This is a genomic window from Stenotrophomonas rhizophila (assembly GCF_003751305.1).
GTDB classification, from domain to species: Bacteria; Pseudomonadota; Gammaproteobacteria; order Xanthomonadales; family Xanthomonadaceae; genus Stenotrophomonas; species Stenotrophomonas rhizophila_B.
Map to the genome: position 1 here is coordinate 91086 of NZ_RJKV01000002.1, position 19249 is coordinate 110334.

Here is a 19249-nt window from a genome sequence, read left to right on the forward strand (position 1 = left end):
CCTCACCTGATCTGATCAAGGATGTACCGATGAACCCGCACGTGGAACGTACTGAAATCCTGGTCATCGGCGCCGGTCCGGCCGGTTCCGTGGCTGCTGCCATGCTGCGCCAGCAGGGCCGCCAGGTGTTGATCCTGGAGCGCCAGCAGTTCCCGCGCTTCTCGATCGGCGAGAGCCTGCTGCCGCAGAGCATGGAGTACATCGAGGCCGCCGGGCTGCTGCAGGACGTGGTGCAGGCCGGGTTCCAGTACAAGAACGGTGCCGCGTTCGTGCGCGGCGAAGCGACCACCGAGTTCGATTTCCGCGACAAGTTCTCGCCGGGCTGGGGCACCACCTACCAGGTGCAGCGCGCCGACTTCGATGATGTGCTGGCGCGCGGTGCCGAGCGCATGGGCGCCACGCTGCGCTTCGGCGATGAAGTGCTCTCGGTGCAGCCCGGCCGCCCGGCACAGGTGCAGGTGCGCCGCCCGGATGGCAGCGAGTACACCATCGAGGCCGGTTTCATCCTCGACGCCAGCGGTTTCGCCCGGCTGCTGCCGCGCCTGCTGAAGCTGGAGTCGCCGTCGAACTTCCCGGTGCGCGGCGCGATCTTCTGCCACGTGCGTGACCACATTCCGGCCGGCGCGGGCTTTGACCGCAACAAGATCCTGATCACCACCCATCCCGAGCACGTGGACGTGTGGTACTGGACGATTCCGTTCTCCAATGGCTGCTGCTCGCTGGGCGTGGTCGCCGAGCCGAGCTTCTTCGAGCGCTACGCCGGTACCGATCTGGAGAAGCTGCAGGCCATCGTCGGCGAAGACCCGAACCTGACCCGTCTGCTCAGGAACGCCGAATGGGCGGTGCTGCCGGTGCGCACCATCACCGGGTATTCGGCCAACGTCTCCTCGTTGTGGGGCGAGGGCTATGCGCTGCTGGGCAATGCGGGTGAGTTCCTGGACCCGGTGTTCTCCTCGGGCGTGACGATTGCCTTCAAGTCGGCGCAGCTGGCCAGCGAGTGCCTGGCGCGCGAGCATGCCGGTGAGACGGTGGATTGGGAGCAGGCGTTCTCGGTGCCGCTGCGTGCCGGGGTGAAGACCTTCCGTCGTTTTGTCGAAGCCTGGTACGCCGGTGGCTTCCAGAAGATCATCTACCATCCCGATCCGCAGCCGGAGGTGCGTCGCATGATCTCCTCGATCCTGGCCGGCTACGCCTGGGATACGCAGAACCCGTATGTCGCCGATGCCACGGGCCGGCGCCTGCGCGTGCTGGAGGAACTGTGCAGCGCCTGATCCTGACCCTGTTGCTGAGCCTGCTGCTGGCCGCGTGTGCCAGCACCCGCATGCCCGCACCGCTGGTGCAGCTGCCCACGCTGCAGCTGGCGCCGTCGGCATTGCCGCAACCGGTGCAGCTGCAGCAGCGCCTGCAGTTCCGCTTCGGCAGCCATCAGCGCGAGCTGGATGCGCTGCTGGAAGTGGATGCCGAGCAGGTGCGGCTGGCCGTGCAGGCGATGGGCCAGACCGGCGTGCGCATGGTCTGGGACGGGCAGCACCTGGAGCAGACCCGTGCGCCGTGGCTGCCACCGCAGGTGCGCGGCGAACGTGTGCTGGACGACCTGCAGTTCGCGTTGTGGCCGGCGGCGGCGATCCGCGCCGCGCTGCCCGCCGGCTGGACCCTGCAGGAGACCGATGGCGTGCGCAGCCTGGCACGGGACGGCACGCCTTGGCTGGTGCGCGACACGCTGCCCGATGGCCGCGTGCGCCTGCGCAACCTGGCCGAGGGCTATGAACTGGTGATCGAATCGATGGACATGGGGCAGGGCCAAGAGTGAGCAGTAGCGCGGTCTATCTGAACGAGCTGGGCGTGATCTGCGCGCTGGGTGCCGACCGCGCCCAGGTGCGCGACGGCCTGTTCGCGGCGCAGCCCGGTGGCCTGCGCGACAACGCTGCGATCGTCCCCGGGCGCACGCTGGCACTGGGCGAAGTGCATGCGCCGCTGTCGGACCTGTCCGCCCTGCCGGTGGCCCTGCGTGGCCGCAACAACGGCCTGCTGGACGCGGCACTGGAGCAGATCCGCGCGGGCGTGGCTGCTGCCGTGGCGCGCTTTGGTGCCGAGCGCGTGGCGGTGATCATCGGTACCAGCACCTCGGGCATCGGCGAATCGGAGAACGCACTGCGGACGCATCACCGCGATGGCGTGTGGCCGGCCGATTTCCATTACGCACAGCAGGAAATGGGCACCGCCGCGCGCTTCGTGCGCGAGCGGATCGGCAGCACCGGTCCGGCGTGGACGATCTCCACCGCCTGCTCGTCCAGCGCCAAGGCGCTGATGTCGGCCGCGCGCCTGCTGCAGGCCGGCGCGGTCGATGCCGTGGTGGCCGGTGGCGCCGATTCGATGTGCCGGTTCACCGTGGCGGGTTTCAGCGCATTGGAGTCGGTCTCGGCAGCGCGCTGCAATCCGTTCTCCGTCAACCGCAACGGCATCAACATCGGCGAGGGCGCGGCGCTGTTCCTGATGACCCGTGAGCCGGGCCCGGTGCGGCTTTCCGGCTGGGGCGAATCCTCCGATGCGCACCACATGTCCGCGCCGGATCCGCAGGCACGCGGGGCGATCGATGCGATGCAGCAGGCGCTGGACCGGGCCGGCCTGACGGCCGCGCAGATCGACTACGTGAACCTGCACGGCACCGCCACCGGCCACAACGATGCGATGGAAAGCCAGGCGGTCGCCGCCGTGCTCGGCACGCAGGTGCCGGCCAGCTCGACCAAGCCGCTGACCGGGCACACGCTGGGTGCGTCCGGCGCGATCGAAGCGGCGCTGTGCTGGATGACGCTGGCCGACAACCCCGACCAGCAGTTGCCCACCCACTGGTGGGACGGGCAGGCCGATGACGCCTTGCCGGCACTGGCGCTGGTGGCACCGGGGACGCGCGCCGCGCAGCCGCTGCAGCACGTGCTCAGCCACTCGTTCGCCTTCGGCGGCAGCAATGCCGTGCTGGCACTGGCCAAGGGATGAGCATGCCGCTGCCCCCCGACATCGACGCCGTGCTTCCGCACCGCGACAGCATGCGCCTGATCCACCGCGTGGTGGCCTGGCAGGACGAGTCCATCGCGGTCGAGGTGGACGTCCCGACGCAGGGTCTGTTCTGCACCCCCGACGGCGTGCCCGCCTGGGTCGGGGTCGAATACATGGCCCAGGCGATCGCCGCCTGGGCCGGGTGCCGCGCCTGGCAGACCGGTGCGGAACCCTCGATCGGCTTCCTGCTCGGCAGCCGTCGCTACACCGCCCACCAGCCATACTTTGCCGCCGGCAGCTGCCTGCGGGTGGAGGCGAACTGCGAGCTGTTGGGCGAGAATGGCCTGGGCATGTTCGCCTGCCGGATCCTGGCGGGCGATATCGAAGTGGCAGTCGCCAACGTTTCCGTGTTCCAACCCACGGATGCAGCGGCTTATCTGGAGAGTGGAGAGGCATGACAGGGAATTTGACTGTGCTGGTGACCGGCGCCAGCCGTGGCATCGGCCGTGCCGTGGCGCTGCGTTGCGCGCGCGACGGCTTCGACGTGGTGGTGCATTGCCGCAGCCGCATCGAGGACGCGCAGGCCGTGGTGACCGAGATCCAGGCGCTGGGGCGGCAGGCCCGGGTGCTGATGTTCGACGTGAGCGACCGCGATGCCGCGCGCACTGCGCTGGAAGCGGACATCGCCGAGCACGGCACGTATTACGGGGTGGTCTGCAACGCCGGCATCGCCCGCGACGGTGCCTTCCCGGCGATGCCCGCGGAGGACTGGGATGCGGTCATCCACACCAACCTGGACAGCTTCTACAACGTGCTGCACCCGCTGGTGATGCCGCTGGTGCGCCGGCGCAAACCGGGCCGCATCGTGACCTTGTCCTCGGTGTCCGGCCTGGTCGGCAACCGTGGCCAGACCAACTACAGTGCGGCCAAGGCCGGCATCATCGGCGCCACCAAGGCGCTGGCGCTGGAGCTGGCCAGCCGCGCGATCACCGTCAACTGCGTGGCCCCCGGGCTGATCGAGACCGAGATGGTCAATGAAGAAGTGGTCGAGCACGCGCTCAAGCTGATTCCCGCCAACCGCCTGGGCCAGCCGGAGGAGGTCGCTGCGGCCGTGTCCTTCCTGCTCTCCGAGTCGGCCGGCTACATCACCCGCCAGGTGATCTCGGTCAACGGAGGCATGGTCTGATGGCCCGCCCCGATCGTCGTGTCGTGGTCACCGGCGCCGCTGCCATCAGCCCGCTCGGGCAGGACTGGGCTCGCATCCGCGAGCGCCTGCAGGCGCGGACCAATGCCGTGCGCTACATCCCCGAGTGGGAGGTCTTCGATGGCCTCAACACCCGCCTGGCTGCACCGGCTGAAGATTTCGAACTCCCGTCCAACTACAACCGCAAGACCACCCGCAGCATGGGCAAGGTGGCGGTGATGTCGGTGCGTGCCACCGAGCTGGCGCTGGAGGCGGCCGGTCTGCTCGGCCATCCGGTGCTGCGCAGTGGCATGGCCGGCGTGGCCTACGGCTCGTCCTCGGGCAGCCACGAGGCCACCGCCGAGTTCGGCCGCATGCTCCATGAGCACACCACCGACGGTATCAGCGCCACCACCTACCTGAAGATGATGAGCCACACCTCGCCGGTGAACATCGGCGTGTTCTTCGGCTTGTCCGGCCGCGTCTACACGACTTCCAGCGCCTGTACTTCGGGCAGCCAGGGCGTGGGTTCGGGCTATGAAGCGATCCGCAGCGGCAAGCAGACGGTGATGGTCACCGGCGGTGCCGAGCAGCTCGACGCCACCGCCGCGGCGGTGTTTGACACCCTGTTCGCCACCAGCGTGCGCAACGATGCGCCGCAGACCACGCCCAGCCCGTTCGATGCGCACCGCGATGGCCTGGTGCTGGGCGAGGGCGCCTGCACGCTGATCCTGGAAGAGCTGGAGCATGCGCAGGCGCGCGGCGCCACGATCCTGGCCGAAGTGGTCGGCTATGGCACCAACAGCGACGGCCAGCACGTCACCCAGCCCAGCGCCGGCACCATGGCCCAGGCGATGCGGCTGGCGCTGGACGATGCTGACCTGGCTGCCGACCGGATCGGCTACGTCAACGCGCACGGTACCGCCACCGAGCACGGCGACATCGCTGAAACCCAGGCCACCCACCAGGTGTTCGGACCGGGCATGCCGATCAGCTCGCTCAAGAGCTACGTCGGGCACATGCTTGGAGCCTGCGGCGCCTTCGAGGCCTGGCTGAGCATCGAGATGATGCGCGATGGCTGGTTCGCCCCGACCCTGAACCTGCACGAGGTCGATCCGCGCTGCGGTGCGCTGGACTACATCGACGGCGAAGGGCGCGCATTGCAGACCGACTACGTCATGAGCAACAACTTCGCCTTCGGTGGCATCAACACCTCGTTGATCTTCCGCCGCTGGCAGGACTGACCGCTGTTTCCGGCCTGCCGTGCGGGCCGGCCGTTTCCGTAGACCCCTCGCGTCCCCCCAACAAGGAGAAAGTTGAATGCGTCGTTTTGCCCTGATTGCCGCCACCGCCCTGCTGGCTGTCGCCAGCACCGCCCAGGCCCGTGATACCCGCGTGGAACAGTCGCTGCATGAGCTGGTCAATTCCACCGAAGCCCGCAATGCGGGCATCGACGGCAGCGTGAAGTTCTATCTGGCCGGTGAGAAAGTCAGCGTGCTGCAGCGCCTGGGCGAGGATGTCACCAACAAGAAGACCAACGCGGCCAACAAGAGCGACGCCGAAGCCTGCCGCTGGGTGGCCCTGTCGGCGCTGCGCGCGCTGCAGGATGGCGCCAAGTCGCGCGGCGCCAACGCCGTGGTCAACATCGTCAGCTACTACAAGAAGAACGAGTTCAAGAGCACCACCAACTACGAATGCTATGCGGGCACGATCCTGGCCGGCGTGGCGCTGAAGGGCACCTACGCCAAGGTGAAGTAAGCCGAAAGACCACCGCCCTGTGGGCGGTGGTCTGCGGAATCGGCGGCCGTGGGCACCGACAGACCCGCCGCGGCCACGTATTCATCACGGCGGCATGGGCAGACTGCAGCGGCGCCCAGCTGAACGACATCGCGACATTGATGAACCTGATGCTGTCGCGCGACGGAAAACCGACAGGGGACAGTGCACGCAGCTTTCACCTGTGCCAGCTTTCCTCCACAATCAATGTCATTCACTACCCTGGGCAAAGCCCTGCGGCATGCAAGCCTACGTCTATAAAAGCCAACGCAAGCAGGACAGCTTCGTCTATCTCGCCGTTCGTGATGACTTCTCGGTCATCCCTGACGCGGTGAAGGCCTCGCTGGCGCCGTTCCAGTTCGTTCTCGAAGTGGCCCTGACTCCCGACCGTCGCCTCGCCCAGGCCGATGCCGCACAAGTGCGCCAGAACCTGACCGAGCGCGGCTTCCATCTGCAGTTGCCGCCGCCACCGTTGACGCCGGTCCGGATGCCGCGACGCAATGATTGACCCCCAACGCCCCCGCGCCGTTGCCTCCGCTGCCGCGTTCGGTGTGCTGCTGGCCCTGGCTGCGGCCGTCGGTGGCGTGCCCGGTGCCGTATGCGCCGCGCTGGCCCAGCCGGCGTTCGCGCTGGCGGTGTCGTGGTGGCGCCGGACCCGCCCCGTGCTGCCGCTGCCGCAGGTGGCCCGGCAGGATGCGCCGGCCCTGCTGGCGTTGTGGTCCCTCGGCCCGTTGCTGTTGACCCTGCTGGTGGCCTGGCCGCTGGGAGCGCTGCATGACAGTGGCAGCCTGGCGGCCGTGCTGGGCCTGAGCGTGGCCGTCAGCGCCGCGCTGCTCGGGGTCTGGCGGACCTGGCCGTTGTGGAATGACGTGGAACGCAGCGAAGGCAGCCTGGCCCGCCATTGGCAGACCGTGGCCGGGCGTGATCTGACCGCCTGGCGCGGCCTGGCCGTCGCCGCGCTGGTGGTACTCGTGTGCACGCTGGTGGTGTTGCCGGCATGGCCCGGGCTGGTTTCGGAAGCGCTGCGCTGGCCGGTCGCCGCTGCCGTCGTCGTGCTGTCGCCGTTGGCACATCTGCTGCTGCAGGCGATCGCACCGGCTGACGCGTTGACCGCGACGCTGCCGGCGCAGACCCGTGATGCGCGCGAGGATTCGTTCGCCGAGCCGTATGCCGAGCCCACGCCGCTGGAATCGATCGGCCTGCACGAACAGCAGCCGGCGCTGTACGACGCCGCGCGCAGCGGCCGGGTCGACCGCGCCCTGCAGTTGCTTCAGGCCGGTGCCGATCCGCACGGGCTGCCCGATCCGGCCTGGCGCGACCAGCGCAGCCTGGCCGTGCTCGCGGCCGTGCTGCCCGACCTGCGCCTGCTGCGTGAACTGATCGCCCGCGGCGTGGGCGTCAACGCGCCGCATCGCGGTATGACCCCGCTGCTGGCCGCTACCCGCGACAGCTGGCACGGCCGCCCCGAAGCGGTGATGACCCTGCTCGCCAACGGCGCCGACCCGCGTGCGGTGGACAGCGAAGGCAACACCCCCCTGCATCACGCCGCGCGCAGTTCCGATCCCGGCGTCGCCGCGTTGCTGCGCGATGCCGCTGCCGAAGTGGATGCACTGAACGACGATGGCTGGTCACCGTTGGCCGTGGCCTGCCAGGTCGGCAACTGGCGCCTGGCCAAGTTCCTGCTGGAACGTGGGGCCAGGACCGAGCCGGCCGAGGGCACGCCCGTGCTGCTGGCTGCCGCCGGCACCGAAGAAGACGATCCGGCCGGTGTGCAGCTGCTGCTCAAGCACAAGGCCCGCGCCGATGCGCGCGACCGCCAGCGCCGCAGTGCTCTGCACGAAGCCGCGCTGGCCGGCCATGTCGACATCATCGACGTGCTGCTCGCAGCGGGCGCCAATCTGGAAGCCCGTGACGCACTGGCGCGTACCCCGTGGCTGGAAGCCGCGCGGGGTGGCCGTGCCGGCGTGGTCGAACACCTGCTGCCGCACCACCCCGATCTCAATGCCGTCGATGGCGAAGGCCGCAACGCGGTGCTGCTGGCCTGCATGGCCGAGAACGTCTCGCCGCTGTTGATCCGCCGCCTGCGTGACCTGGGTATCGCCGTCGATGTGGCCGATCCGCAGGGCCGTCGTGCGGTGGATATCGCTGCTGGCGCCGGGCGCTGGGCGATCGTTTCGCTGCTGGACCCCGCCTATCCGTTGCCGTCCGCGGTCAGCGACGGGCTGGTGATGTCCGGCGACAGCGATGCGGCCTCGCCCTCGCTGCCGGATCGTCCACCGCTGGAACTGCTGCGCGAAGCGCTGAGCTTCGGCAACGTGGAGGGCATGGCCGCGCTGGCCCGCCTGTGTGCGCCGGAGGAACTTGGTGCGCTGCTGCACGAGGCCGAACTGGCGCTGGATCCGCAGGCGCTGGACTGGCTGCTCGCCCACGGCGCGGCGCCGGAGGTACTGGATGCCTGCGGTGACACCCCGATGTTCGCGCTGCTGGCGCGGGGCATCGACGCGGTGCCTGCGCTGCAGATACTGCTGCGCCGTGGCCTGTCCCCGGCCGGTCGCGGTGGTCTGGCGCGTCTGCTGAGCGCCTGCGCCCAGCACGACCACGCCTCACGCGGGCTGGAACAGTTTGCGCTTGAACTGCTGGAACGCGGCGCGGATCCATTCGCGCCGTCGCCGGCCGGTGATCCGCCGCTGTCGCTGGCCGTGCGGCTGGGCTGGCTGCGCCTGCAGCAGGCCCTGCTTACCCAGGGCGTGGACCGCGAAGCACGCGACAGCCATGGCATGACCGCCCTGCATCTGGCCACCGCGCTCGCGCGCGAAGGCTCGATCAAGCTGCTGGTGCAGCAGGGTGCCTCACCGGAAGCCCGCGCCGCCGACGGCCAGACCCCGCTGGGCGTGGCCCTGTCGATCGGCCGCCGCGATCTGGCTGACTGGCTGGACTGGCGGGTGTGGCCGTTGCCCCGCCGCGCGCTGCGCGACGGCGACCTGCCGGCGGCCGCGATGGCCGGTGACGCCGATGCCGTGCGTCGCCTGATCGATCTCGGCTTCGGCGTTGATGTGGTCGACGCCCAGGGCTGCACCGCGTTGCTGCGTGCCGCCGGTGGCGGGCACCTGGCGGTAGTCGATCTGCTGCTTACCCGTGGCGCCAATCCGCAGCATGCCGCCGCCAGTGGTGCGACGCCGCTGTCGGCCGCGGTCAGCATGCGCCAGATCGACATCGTCTCGGCCCTGCTCGATGCAGGTGCCGAACTGGAGTACCGCCTGCCGGGCGGCGTCACGGTGCTGATGCTGGCCTCGGCGCTGGGCCTGCCGGACATCGTTTCGCGCCTGCTCACCGCCGGCGCCAACGTACACGCGGGCGATGCACAGCAGCTCGGTCCGCTGCACTGCGCTGCGCTGTACGGCTTCAGTGCGCGCGACCGCTCGCGTCTGCTCGCCCTGCTGGACACGCTGCTGCTGGCCGGTGCCGAACCGGACCAGGCCGCCGCCGGCTCGGTCACGCCGCTGCTGCTGCTGCTCGGTGCCCGCGCCGAACCCGGCACCGCCTGCGATGAGCAGATCGTGCTCGCCGCGGTGGAGCGCCTGCTCGACGAAGACGTGTCGCTGGAGGTGCGCGATCCGCGCGGTTTCGGCCCGCTGCATCTGGCAGCCCTGCACGGGCTGCCGCTGCTGGTGCAGCGCCTGCTGCGTGCCGGTGCCGACCCGGATGTGCGCGATGCGCTCAACCGCAGCCCGCGCGAGATCGCGGTGATGCGCGGTTTCATCGACGTTGCCGGCGAGTTCGAACCGCTGGTGCCGGGCGTGTCTTCGATGGCCCGGTTCCTGCGCGATAACGGCTGAGCCCCGCCTGGTAGTGCCGGCCGCTGGCCGGCAGCGCTCAATGAGGCACGGGCAGGTACACCTGCAGGTTCATCAACGCGGTGGGTTGCCGTCCACACCCTTCCCATCACTCTCCGCATCCGCCTCGAACAGATGCATCAGGTCCGCACGCGCATCGCGCGAGGTCTGGATCACCGCCGCTTCATCGTCGTACACCAGGTACTGATCGCGCAGCAGCTTCTCGTCGTGCTCGCGGAAGCGTTGCACATGGCTGCGCGCACTCTCCACCGACATGCCCAGCGCGATCAGCATCCGTTCGCTCAGTTCCAGGCTGGTCCCGAACACCTCGCGGAATGGTTCGGCCGACATGTCCATCAGCCGCCACGCATGCTGGCGGTTACGCGCGCGCACCAGCACCACCGCATCCGGATACATGCGCCGGATCAAACGCGTGGCCCGCATGTTGGCGTCTGGATCATCCAGCGTGACCACATACACGCGGATATGCTCACCGCCGGCGGCACGCAGCATTTCCGGCCGGGTCGGGTCGCCGTAATAGAGCTTGTTGCCGAAGCGGCGCAGGTCCGAGACCGTATCCGGATTGGACTCCAGCGCCACGAACGGGATCTTCTGCGCGGTCAGCAGACGCGCGACCACCTGCCCGAAGCGGCCCATGCCGGCGATCATCACCTGCGGCTGCACATCGGTGATGTCGACCTTGTCGGCAGGCTGGGCAGGCGCCTTGGGGCCTTCATCGCGGCCCAGCAGGCGGATCAGGCCGATCATCAGCAGCGGCGTGATCGCCATGGACAGGCCGACAATCGCCACCAGCCGATCGTGGTTGGCGTTGCCAAGCAGGTGCGCGCGCTGCGCCTCGTTGAACACCACGAACGCGAACTCGCCGCCCAGCCACAGCACGCTGCCCAGCAGTACCGCGTGGCGGGTCCGCAGCTTGGCCAGCTTGCCGATCCCGAACAGCAGGCCGAACTTCACCACCAGCAGGATCGCCACGCCTGCCGCGATCATCATCGGCTCGGCGACGATGCGGTCCAGGTCGATGCCCATGCCGACGGCGATGAAGAACAGGCCGAGCAACAGGCCCTTGAACGGCTCGATCTGCGATTCCAGTTCGTGCCGGAACTCCGAGTCGGACAACAGTACACCGGCCAGGAACGCGCCCAAGCTGGGGCTCAGCCCGGCCTCCTGCATGAACCATGCGGTGCCCAGCACCACCAGCAGCGCGGTGGCGGTGAACACTTCCGGGCTGCGCGTGCGCGCGATGATGTTGAACAGCCGGCGCAGCACCGGCCGGCCACACAGGATCACCACCGCCAGCGCGCCGATCGCGATCGCCACGTCGTTCCACTGCAGGGTGTCGTTGCGCGCACCGCCGAGCAGCGGAATCGCCGCCAGCAACGGGATCGCGATCAGATCCTGGAAGAGCAGGATGGCGAAGCCCAGGCGCCCGTAATCGCTGTTGATCGCTTTGTGCTCGGACAGCAGCTGCAGCCCGACCGCGGTGGAGGACAGCGCCAGCGCGATGCCGACGATGAGCGCGCTCTTCCACTGGAAGTGATCCAGCATCAGCAGGCTGCCCAGCACCAGGGCGCTCAGCGCGACCTGCAGCGCGCCGGCACCGAACACCGAGCGGCGCATCACCTTCAGGCGCGCGGGCGACAGCTCCAGGCCGATCACGAACAACAGCATCACCACGCCGATCTCGGCGGCGCTGAGGATGCGGTCGGCGTCCTGCACGAAACCCAGGCCATCCGGACCGAGCACCACGCCGGCGGCCAGATAGCCGAGCACCGCGCCCAGGCCGAGTTTCTTGAAGACCGGCACCGCGATCACCGCGGCCAGCAGCAGCACCAGGGCCAGCTCGAGCGCGCCGCTATGCATGGGGGAACCTGCTCATGGGGGTGTGTGCCGTGCGGGTGGAAGGCCTCCCCGGGCGGCCCGGGGCCTGTGGCCGGGGCCACGCGCCATTATGCGACCGCGATGGGTGCGGAAGGCGACTCCCACCGGAATGGGGTTCAGCACAAGGGTTGACCTGCGTCACACCCAGGTCCAGACTGCCCGCCGCTGCTGGCGTCCGCCGTCGGCAGTAAACCCTTCCGGAGTCCCCAACCCATGTCCAGCGACAGTAGAAGTCGACCTTGCTCGACGCCAGCGATGGCGACCGCCTGACACGGGTCGGTTCGCCAGCGTTGGCGTCGCGCAATGCGATACCCACAGGCGAATACGATGAACCAGAAAGACCTGCTGCGCCCGGTGGCCGATGCCGCCTCGTTGAGCGCACCCCTCGATAATTTCAACACTGCCGACGCGGTGGAATTCCTCAACACGCTGAGCCTGTCGCGCGCCGCCGACACGCTGGCCGCGTTGCCGTTGCCGCGCGCGGTGAAGATGCTCGAGCAGCCCGAGCTCAACCGCGGGGGCGATCTGGTGGCGGCCATGCCGGTGGCACGCGCGGCCGCCCTGCTCGGGCTGATGGCCGATGACCGCGCCACTGACATCGTCCACGAGCTGGACGAGGACGAGCGCGCGCGCCTGATCCCGCTGCTCAGCCCGGAGGCGCGCAAGGCGATCCAGCAGCTGCTGAGCTACCCGGCGCACACCGCCGGCGCGCTGATGACCACCGAGTTCGTCAGTGTGCCCTCGGACTGGACGGTCGGGCGCACCCTGCAGCACATCCGCGAGGTCGAGCGCACTCGCGAGACCGTCTACGCGATCTACGTGCTGGATCCGCACACCCGGGCGCTGGTGCAGGTAGTCACCATGCGCCGGCTGATCACCGGGCTGCCTGAGGAGCCCATCCTCGACGTCGCCCAGGTCAACCCGCCGGTGACGGTGGAGGTGCAGCTGGATCAGGAAGAGGTGGCGCAGCTGATCCGCCGCCATGACCTGCTCGCGATCCCGGTGGTCGACGCGCAGCACCATGTGCTGGGCATTGTCACGGTGGATGACATCCTCGATGCCCTGATCGAAGAATCCACCGAGGACGTGCACAAGTTCGGCGGCATGGAGGCGCTGGAAAAGCCGTACATGCAGATCGGCTTCTTCGAGATGCTGCGCAAGCGGGCCGGCTGGCTGAGCGTGCTGTTCATTGGCGAAATGTTGACCGCCAGCGCGATGCAGCACTACGAAGACGAGCTGGCACGCGCGGTGGTGCTGACGCTGTTCATCCCGCTGATCATGAGCTCGGGCGGCAACTCCGGCTCGCAGGCGACTTCGCTGCTGATCCGCAGCCTGGCCCTGCGTGAGCTGCGCCTGCGCGACTGGTGGAAGGTGGCGCTGCGCGAGGTGCCGACCGGCATCACGCTGGGGGCGATCCTGGGCGTGCTGGCGATCATCCGCATCGTGTCCTGGCAGCTGCTGGGCCTGCATGACTACGGCGAGCACTGGCAGCTGCTGGCACTGACCATCGGCGCGGCACTGGTCGGTATCGTCACCTTCGGCTCGCTGTCCGGCTCGATGCTGCCGTTCATCCTCAAGCGCCTGGGCTTCGACCCGGCCAGCGCCTCGGCCCCGTTCGTGGCCACGCTGGTGGACGTCACCGGCCTGGTCATCTACTTCAGCATCGCCGCGATGATCCTGCGCGGCACCCTGCTTTAACAGGGACGGAGGTAGTTAATAACAGGGACGGGGGTGATTATTAATCACCTCCGCCCCTGTTACTGTCTGATCGCATGAGCACCTACCACCTGCAAGCTGTCTTCCGCCCGCAGTCGGTCGCCGTGATCGGCGGCAGCCCGCGTGAACGCTCCGCCGGCCGCGCGGTGATGCGCAATCTGCGCGGAACCGGCTTCCCCGGCAAGGTGGCCTGGATCAATCCGCGTTACAGCGAGATCGACGGCATCCGCACCGTGAAGCGGCTCAAGGACCTGGACTGGGTGCCCGAACTGGTGGTGATCACCGCCCCGGCCAGCATCGTGCCGCAGGTGGTGGCCACCGCCGCCGAGCGCGGGGTCAGCGCGGCGATCATTCTCACTGCCAACCTGGGCGAAGGCCCGGGCTCGCTGGCCGCGCAGGTGGAGGCGGCCGCCCGGCCGAAGGGCCTGCGCATTCTCGGCCCGCACTGCCTGGGCGTGATCGCCCCGCATGCGCGCTTGAACGCCAGCATCGCCGCGCACTTCCCGCAGGCCGGCGATCTGGCCCTGATCTCCGAATCCAGCGCGATTGCCGCGGCCCTGGTGGAGTGGGGCGTGGCACGCTCGGTCGGGTTCTCCGCCGTGGTCTCGCTTGGCGACACCCTGGATGTCGACTTCGGCGATCTGCTCGATTACTTCGCCACCGATTACCGCACCCGCGCGATCCTGCTCTACGTCGAGCACATCCGCGATGCGCGCAAGTTCATGTCGGCCGCGCGTGCCGCGGCGCGCGCCAAGCCGGTGGTGGTGGTCAAATCCGGCCGCCACATCCGCATCAATCCCGATGCCGATACCCACGTGCAGGCACTGGCCAGTGCCGATGCGGTGTACGGCGCGGCATTCAACCGTGCGGGCCTGCTGCGCGTGAGCGCGCTGGATGAGTTGTTCACCGCGGCCGAAACACTCGGCCGGCTCGGCACCTTCCCGGGTCGCCGGCTGGCGATCCTGAGCAACGGCGGTGGGGTGGGGCGGCTGGCGGTGGATCAGCTGCTGGCCCTGCGCGGCAGCCTGGCCGAGCTGTCGCCGGCCACCGTCGCACAACTCGATGCGGTGCTGCCGCAAGGCTGGTCGCGCAGCAATCCGGTCGACATCGTGGTCGATGCCGACGGCGACCGCTACGCCGCGGCGATCGAAGCGCTCATGTCCGATACCGAGAACGACGCCGTGCTGGTGGTCAACGTGCCGACCGCGTTCACCTCCTCGGCCGATGCCGCGCAGGCGCTGACCCGCACGCTCGGCCTGCGACCGCGACACCACCGCGACAAGCCGGTGTTCGCGGTGTGGCTGGGCAACGACGATCGTGCCACGGCCACGCTCAATGCCGCGCGCGTGCCTACCTATCCGACCGAAGCCGAGGCGGTCCGCGGCTTCCAGCATCTGGTGCGCTACCGCGACGCGCAGGCCGCCTTGATGGAAACCCCACCCAGTCTGCCCGAGGATTTCGTGGTCGATACCGCCGGCGCCCGCGCGCTGGTGGAGGCTGCGCTCGCGGCCGGCCAGCAATGGCTGGACCCGATCGCCACCCACCAGCTGCTCAGCGCCTACGGCATTCCGTCGGCGCCGGTGATGCAGGCCCGTGATGCCCACGAGGCGATGGACCTGGCCCAGCCATTGCTGGAGCAGGGCGCCACGGTGGCGATCAAGGTGTTCTCGGCCGATATCCCGCACAAGTCCGATGTGGATGGCGTGCGCTTGAACCTCAGTACCCTGCAATCCGTGCATGCGGCAGCCACCTCTATCATCGCGCGCGCGCACGAAAAGCGGCCCGATGCGCGCATTGATGGCGTGCTGGTGCAGCCGACCATCGTGCGGCCCAAGGCGCGCGAGTTGATTGCCGGGATCGCCGACGACCCGACCTTCGGCCCGGTGATCGTGTTCGGTCGCGGCGGCACCGCGGTGGAAGTGATCGATGACAAAGCGATCGCCCTGCCGCCGCTGGACCTGCGCCTGTCGCATGAACTGATCGGCCGCACGCGGGTCTCACGCATCCTCAAGGCGTACCGCGATGTCCCGGCCGCCGACGAACGTGCAGTCGCGCTGATCCTGGTCAAGCTCGCCCAGCTTGCCGCCGACATTCCCGAGATCCGCACGCTCGACATCAATCCGCTGCTGGCTGACCGCGACGGCGTGATCGCACTCGATGCGCGCGTGGCGATCGAACCGTCCCGCAAACTGCACAAGGGCCGCGGCCACCCACGCTTCGCGGTATTTCCGTACCCGAAGGAGTGGGAGCGCACCATCACCCTGTCCGACGGCGCCCCCGCCTTTGTACGCCCGGTCCGCCCCGAGGACGACGCGCTGTTCCGCGCCTTCTTCGCGCGCGTCACCGATGACGACCTGCGCCTGCGCTTCTTCCAGTCGGTGAAGCATTTCAGCCACGAGTTCATCGCGCGCCTGACCCAGCTCGACTACGCCCGCTCCATCGCACTGGTGGCGATCGATCCGCGCAGTGGCGACATGCTCGGTGCCGTGCGCCTGCACGCTGATGCGGACTACGACCGTGGCGAGTACGGCATCCTGATCCGCTCCGACCTCAAGGGCCATGGCATCGGCTGGCGGCTGATGGCGATCATGATCGAGTACGCCCAGTGGCTCGGCCTGAACATCATCGAAGGCCAGGTGCTGCGCGAGAACAGCACCATGCTGGCGATGTGCCAGAGCCTGGGCTTCAAGACCCGGCTCGACCCGGACGATTCGACGGTGATGGTGGTGACCCTGCCGGTGCAGGACGTGCAGGTGCCGCAGGCGCCCGATCCTGCAACGCACTGAGCCGATCGCGGTACGGCGCGTGCACGTGGGCGGGGCGACAATACGGAATGACCGACCGCCTCCCCCTGCTGCTGCTCCCCGGCCTGCTCAACGACGCTGAACTCTGGCGTGCGCAGATCGCGGACCTCTCCGATATCGCCGACTGCATCGTCGGCGACCAGACCCGCGGCGAGACCATGCAGGCCGTGGTCGACGACGTGCTGGCGCAGGCGCCGGCGCGCTTTGCGTTGGCGGGATTCTCGTTGGGCGGCTTCGTGGCGCAGGCGATCCTGCGCACCGCGCCAGAGCGGGTGCTGCGGCTGGCCCTGATCGATACCTCGATCCATGCCGACTCGCCCGAGCGCGCCGCGCAACGGAGGATGCAGCAGGCAAGCGTGCGTCTGCCCGGAAAATTCCACGGCTTCGGTGACACGTTGATGCGCAGCTACATCGATGCCTCGCGGCTGGATGATGACGTGCTGGTCCAGCGCGTACGCGACATGACCGCGCGGCTGGGCGCGGAGGTGTTCCTGCGCCAGAGCGCACTGGACCGGGAGGATGGCCATGACGTGCTGGCGGGGTACGACGATCCGCTGTTGATCGTGTGCGGTGCCAATGACCGCATCACCCCGCTGGCGATCAGCGAGGCGATGCATGCGCTGGTGCCGGATTCAACCCTGGTGGTGCTGCCCTATTGTGGCCATCTGGCCCCGATGGAGAAGCCCGACGAGGTCAGCGCGGCGATGCGGGACTGGTTGCTCCGGTAGGTGCCGGCCGGCGGCCGGCACTACCCGATGATGTCCATGCCGTGATCAGGCGCTGGCCTCTTCCGGTAGGTGCCGGCCGTTGGTCGGCACGCACCCGATCAATCCCAGGCCGGCGCGATCCCCTCCGGATTCGCCAGGCGATGCCCGCGGTCCAGCGTGGCGATCTGCGCCATGTCCTCATCGCTCAAGCGCAGTTCCGCAGCCAGCAGATTGCCGGCGAGGTTGTCGCGCTTGGTCGAGGACGGAATCACCGCAAAGCCCTGCTGCAACGCCCACGCCAGCGCGACCTGGGCCGGGGTGGCCTGATGACGCGCGGCGATGGCCTGGATCACCGGGTCCTTGAGCACTTCGCCGTACGCCAGGCTCATGTAGGCGGTGACCTGGATGCCCTGGTCCTTCAGGAACGCGATCAGCGCGCGGTTCTGCAGGTAGGGGTGGACTTCGATCTGGTTGGTGGCGATCGCATCGGCCCCGAGGATCTCGATGGCCTGGCGGGTCTGGGCGATGGTGAAGTTGGAGATGCCGATCTGTCGGGTCAGGCCCTGCGACTTGGCCTTGGCCAGTGCACCAAGATACTCGGCCATCGGCACCGCATCCTTCGGCGACGGCCAGTGGATCAAGGTCAGCTCGACGTGGTCGGTGCGCAGCTTGCGCAGGCTCTCGCGCAGGCTCTCCAGCAGCGCGTCGTGGTGGAAGTTGGCGATCCAGATCTTGGTGGTCAGGAACAGATCGTCGCGGGCCACGCCGGACTCGGCGATGGCTTGGCCGACCTCGCCTTCGTTCTCGTAGATCTGCGCGGTATCGATGGCGCGGTAGCCGACATCCAGTGCGTTGCGCACCGAGTCGATCACGGTCTGGCCCTTCAAGCGGAAGGTGCCGAGGCCGAATGCGGGAATGCTCATGGAAACTCCTTCATGGGGTGAGGTGCAGGCTACGCCGTGCACCGTAAAGCGACGTAGAGCCGACCGTGGGTCGGCTGCGGTTGCGTGAAACGAATCGTGGGTCGGCTGTTGTCGCGTGATGCCGACCGTCGGTCCGACGTCGGGATCGATCAATGCGCACTCACGGCGATGCCTTCGGCGCGGTCGGCAACCCCATCGCGGCGGTCCAGGCGGCCACTCAGCACGGTCAGTCCAAACGCACCCATCACCACCAGCGCACCCAGCCACGGGGTGTGCATCAGGCCGAAGTGATCGACCACCAGGCCACCCAGCGAAGCACCGAGCGCGATGCCGACGTTGAACGCGGCGATGTTCAGGCCCGAGGCCACATCGGCGGCCTGCGGGGCAAAACGCTGTGCCTGCTTGACCACATACACCTGCAGGCCGGGCACGTTGCCGAACGCCACCGCACCCAGCGCCAGCACGGTCAGCAGCACCAGCCAGGTGTTGTAGGCGGTGAAGGTGAGCACGAACAACACCGCGGCGAGCAACGCGAAGATCAGCTTCAGTGCGGGGATCGGGCCCCGACGGTCGGCCAGGCGGCCGCCCCACAGGTTGCCGATTGCCACCGACACGCCATACACCAGCAGCACGCCACTGACCGCATTGGCCGAGAAACCGGTGACGTCCTGAAGGATCGAGGCCAGGTAGGTGAAGGACAGGAAGGTGCCGCCGTAGCCGAGTGCGGTGATCGCATACACCAGCAGCAGCCGCGGCTGGGCCAGCACGGCGAGTTGCTGGCCAAAGGTGGCCGGTGCGCTGCGCTGCAGATGGCGCGGCACGAACAGCAGGCTGCCGATCAACGCGATCACACCCAGCGCGGCCACGGCCAGGAAGGTGGCGCGCCACCCCAGGTGCTGGCCGATGAAGGTACCCAGTGGCACGCCGGTCACCAGCGCCACGGTGAGGCCGGTGAACATGATCGCAATCGCGCTGGCGGCCTTTTCCCTGGGCACCACCGAGGTGGCGATGATCGAGCCGATCGAGAAGAACACGCCGTGCGCCAGGCCGGTCAGGACGCGCGCCACGATCAGCGCGCCATAGCCCGGGGCCATCCAGGCGATCACGTTGCCAAGGGTGAACAACGCCATCAGCGCGACCAGCAGGGTCTTGCGCGGCACGCGGCCGGTCAGCGCGGTAAGCACCGGCGCACCGACCGCCACGCCAAGCGCATACAGCGACACCAGCAGGCCGGCCGAGGGCAGGGTGACGCCGAGGTCGGCGGCGATGGTCGGGATCAGGCCGACGATGACGAATTCAGTCGTGCCGATGGCGTACGCACCCAGCGTCAACGCCAACAAGGCCAAGGGAATACCACGGGACATGGACGGATACCGGTGGGAGTAAGGCTGCGCAGTCTGCGCGCGGCACTCTT

At 68.6% G+C, this 19249-nt stretch carries 15 protein-coding genes; 12 read left to right on the forward strand and 3 right to left on the reverse strand.

Annotated features, from left to right (window positions below):
• Positions 1 to 29 precede the first annotated feature (29 nt).
• The 9 genes from EDF74_RS09025 (at position 30) to EDF74_RS09065 (ending at position 9789) form a co-directional block, all read left to right on the forward strand.
• Complete coding sequence (locus EDF74_RS09025; RefSeq protein WP_123729838.1) at positions 30 to 1271, forward strand: NAD(P)/FAD-dependent oxidoreductase; 1242 nt, start codon at positions 30 to 32, stop codon at positions 1269 to 1271.
• Entirely contained in the window at positions 1259 to 1810 is a 552-nt protein-coding gene (locus tag EDF74_RS09030) for a DUF3261 domain-containing protein (RefSeq protein WP_123729839.1), read from the forward strand. The genes EDF74_RS09025 and EDF74_RS09030 overlap by 13 nt, the downstream gene beginning before the upstream one ends.
• A complete protein-coding gene (locus EDF74_RS09035) occupies positions 1807 to 2994 on the forward strand; it encodes a beta-ketoacyl-[acyl-carrier-protein] synthase family protein (RefSeq protein WP_123729840.1) in 1188 nt (395 codons plus the stop codon). Before EDF74_RS09030 ends, EDF74_RS09035 begins: the two co-directional genes overlap by 4 nt.
• Positions 2995 to 2996: 2 nt before the next feature.
• Positions 2997 to 3452, forward strand: coding sequence for a hotdog family protein (locus EDF74_RS09040; protein WP_123730828.1), 456 nt, complete (start codon positions 2997 to 2999; stop codon positions 3450 to 3452).
• The gene (locus tag EDF74_RS09045; protein WP_121040865.1) at positions 3449 to 4180 is read left to right on the forward strand and encodes a 3-ketoacyl-ACP reductase FabG2; all 732 of its coding nucleotides are present in this window, start codon (positions 3449 to 3451) and stop codon (positions 4178 to 4180) included. The genes EDF74_RS09040 and EDF74_RS09045 overlap by 4 nt, the downstream gene beginning before the upstream one ends.
• Positions 4180 to 5421 (forward strand): beta-ketoacyl-ACP synthase, encoded by a 1242-nt coding sequence (locus EDF74_RS09050; RefSeq protein ID WP_123729841.1) that lies wholly within the window; start codon positions 4180 to 4182, stop codon positions 5419 to 5421. Before EDF74_RS09045 ends, EDF74_RS09050 begins: the two co-directional genes overlap by 1 nt.
• 76 nt (positions 5422 to 5497) lie before the next feature.
• The gene (locus tag EDF74_RS09055) at positions 5498 to 5935 is read left to right on the forward strand and encodes an excinuclease ATPase subunit (RefSeq protein WP_123729842.1); all 438 of its coding nucleotides are present in this window, start codon (positions 5498 to 5500) and stop codon (positions 5933 to 5935) included.
• Between the two features lie 259 nt (positions 5936 to 6194).
• The gene (locus EDF74_RS09060) at positions 6195 to 6461 is read left to right on the forward strand and encodes a YcgL domain-containing protein (protein ID WP_123729843.1); all 267 of its coding nucleotides are present in this window, start codon (positions 6195 to 6197) and stop codon (positions 6459 to 6461) included.
• Positions 6454 to 9789, forward strand: coding sequence for an ankyrin repeat domain-containing protein (locus EDF74_RS09065; RefSeq protein ID WP_123729844.1), 3336 nt, complete (start codon positions 6454 to 6456; stop codon positions 9787 to 9789). The genes EDF74_RS09060 and EDF74_RS09065 overlap by 8 nt, the downstream gene beginning before the upstream one ends.
• 72 nt (positions 9790 to 9861) lie before the next feature.
• Here the strand turns inward: EDF74_RS09065 and EDF74_RS09070 are convergent, their stop codons facing one another.
• Entirely contained in the window at positions 9862 to 11667 is a 1806-nt protein-coding gene (locus EDF74_RS09070) for a monovalent cation:proton antiporter-2 (CPA2) family protein (RefSeq protein WP_123729845.1), read from the reverse strand.
• Between the two features lie 345 nt (positions 11668 to 12012).
• Between EDF74_RS09070 and mgtE the strand changes: the two genes are divergently transcribed.
• From mgtE to EDF74_RS09085, 3 genes are all read left to right on the forward strand, one after another.
• Positions 12013 to 13383 carry a magnesium transporter gene (gene mgtE / locus EDF74_RS09075; RefSeq protein ID WP_123729846.1) on the forward strand — a complete coding sequence of 457 codons (1371 nt, stop codon included), beginning with the start codon at positions 12013 to 12015 and terminating at the stop codon, positions 13381 to 13383.
• Between the two features lie 74 nt (positions 13384 to 13457).
• Complete coding sequence (locus EDF74_RS09080) at positions 13458 to 16187, forward strand: bifunctional acetate--CoA ligase family protein/GNAT family N-acetyltransferase (protein ID WP_070469985.1); 2730 nt, start codon at positions 13458 to 13460, stop codon at positions 16185 to 16187.
• Between the two features lie 47 nt (positions 16188 to 16234).
• A complete protein-coding gene (locus EDF74_RS09085) occupies positions 16235 to 16933 on the forward strand; it encodes an alpha/beta fold hydrolase (protein WP_123729847.1) in 699 nt (232 codons plus the stop codon).
• Positions 16934 to 17031: 98 nt separating this feature from the next.
• Here the strand turns inward: EDF74_RS09085 and dkgB are convergent, their stop codons facing one another.
• The gene (dkgB, locus tag EDF74_RS09090; RefSeq protein ID WP_123729848.1) at positions 17032 to 17835 is read right to left on the reverse strand and encodes a 2,5-didehydrogluconate reductase DkgB; all 804 of its coding nucleotides are present in this window, start codon (positions 17833 to 17835) and stop codon (positions 17032 to 17034) included.
• A 149-nt stretch (positions 17836 to 17984) separates the two neighbouring features.
• The gene (locus EDF74_RS09095; RefSeq protein ID WP_123729849.1) at positions 17985 to 19199 is read right to left on the reverse strand and encodes an MFS transporter; all 1215 of its coding nucleotides are present in this window, start codon (positions 19197 to 19199) and stop codon (positions 17985 to 17987) included.
• Positions 19200 to 19249 lie beyond the last annotated feature (50 nt).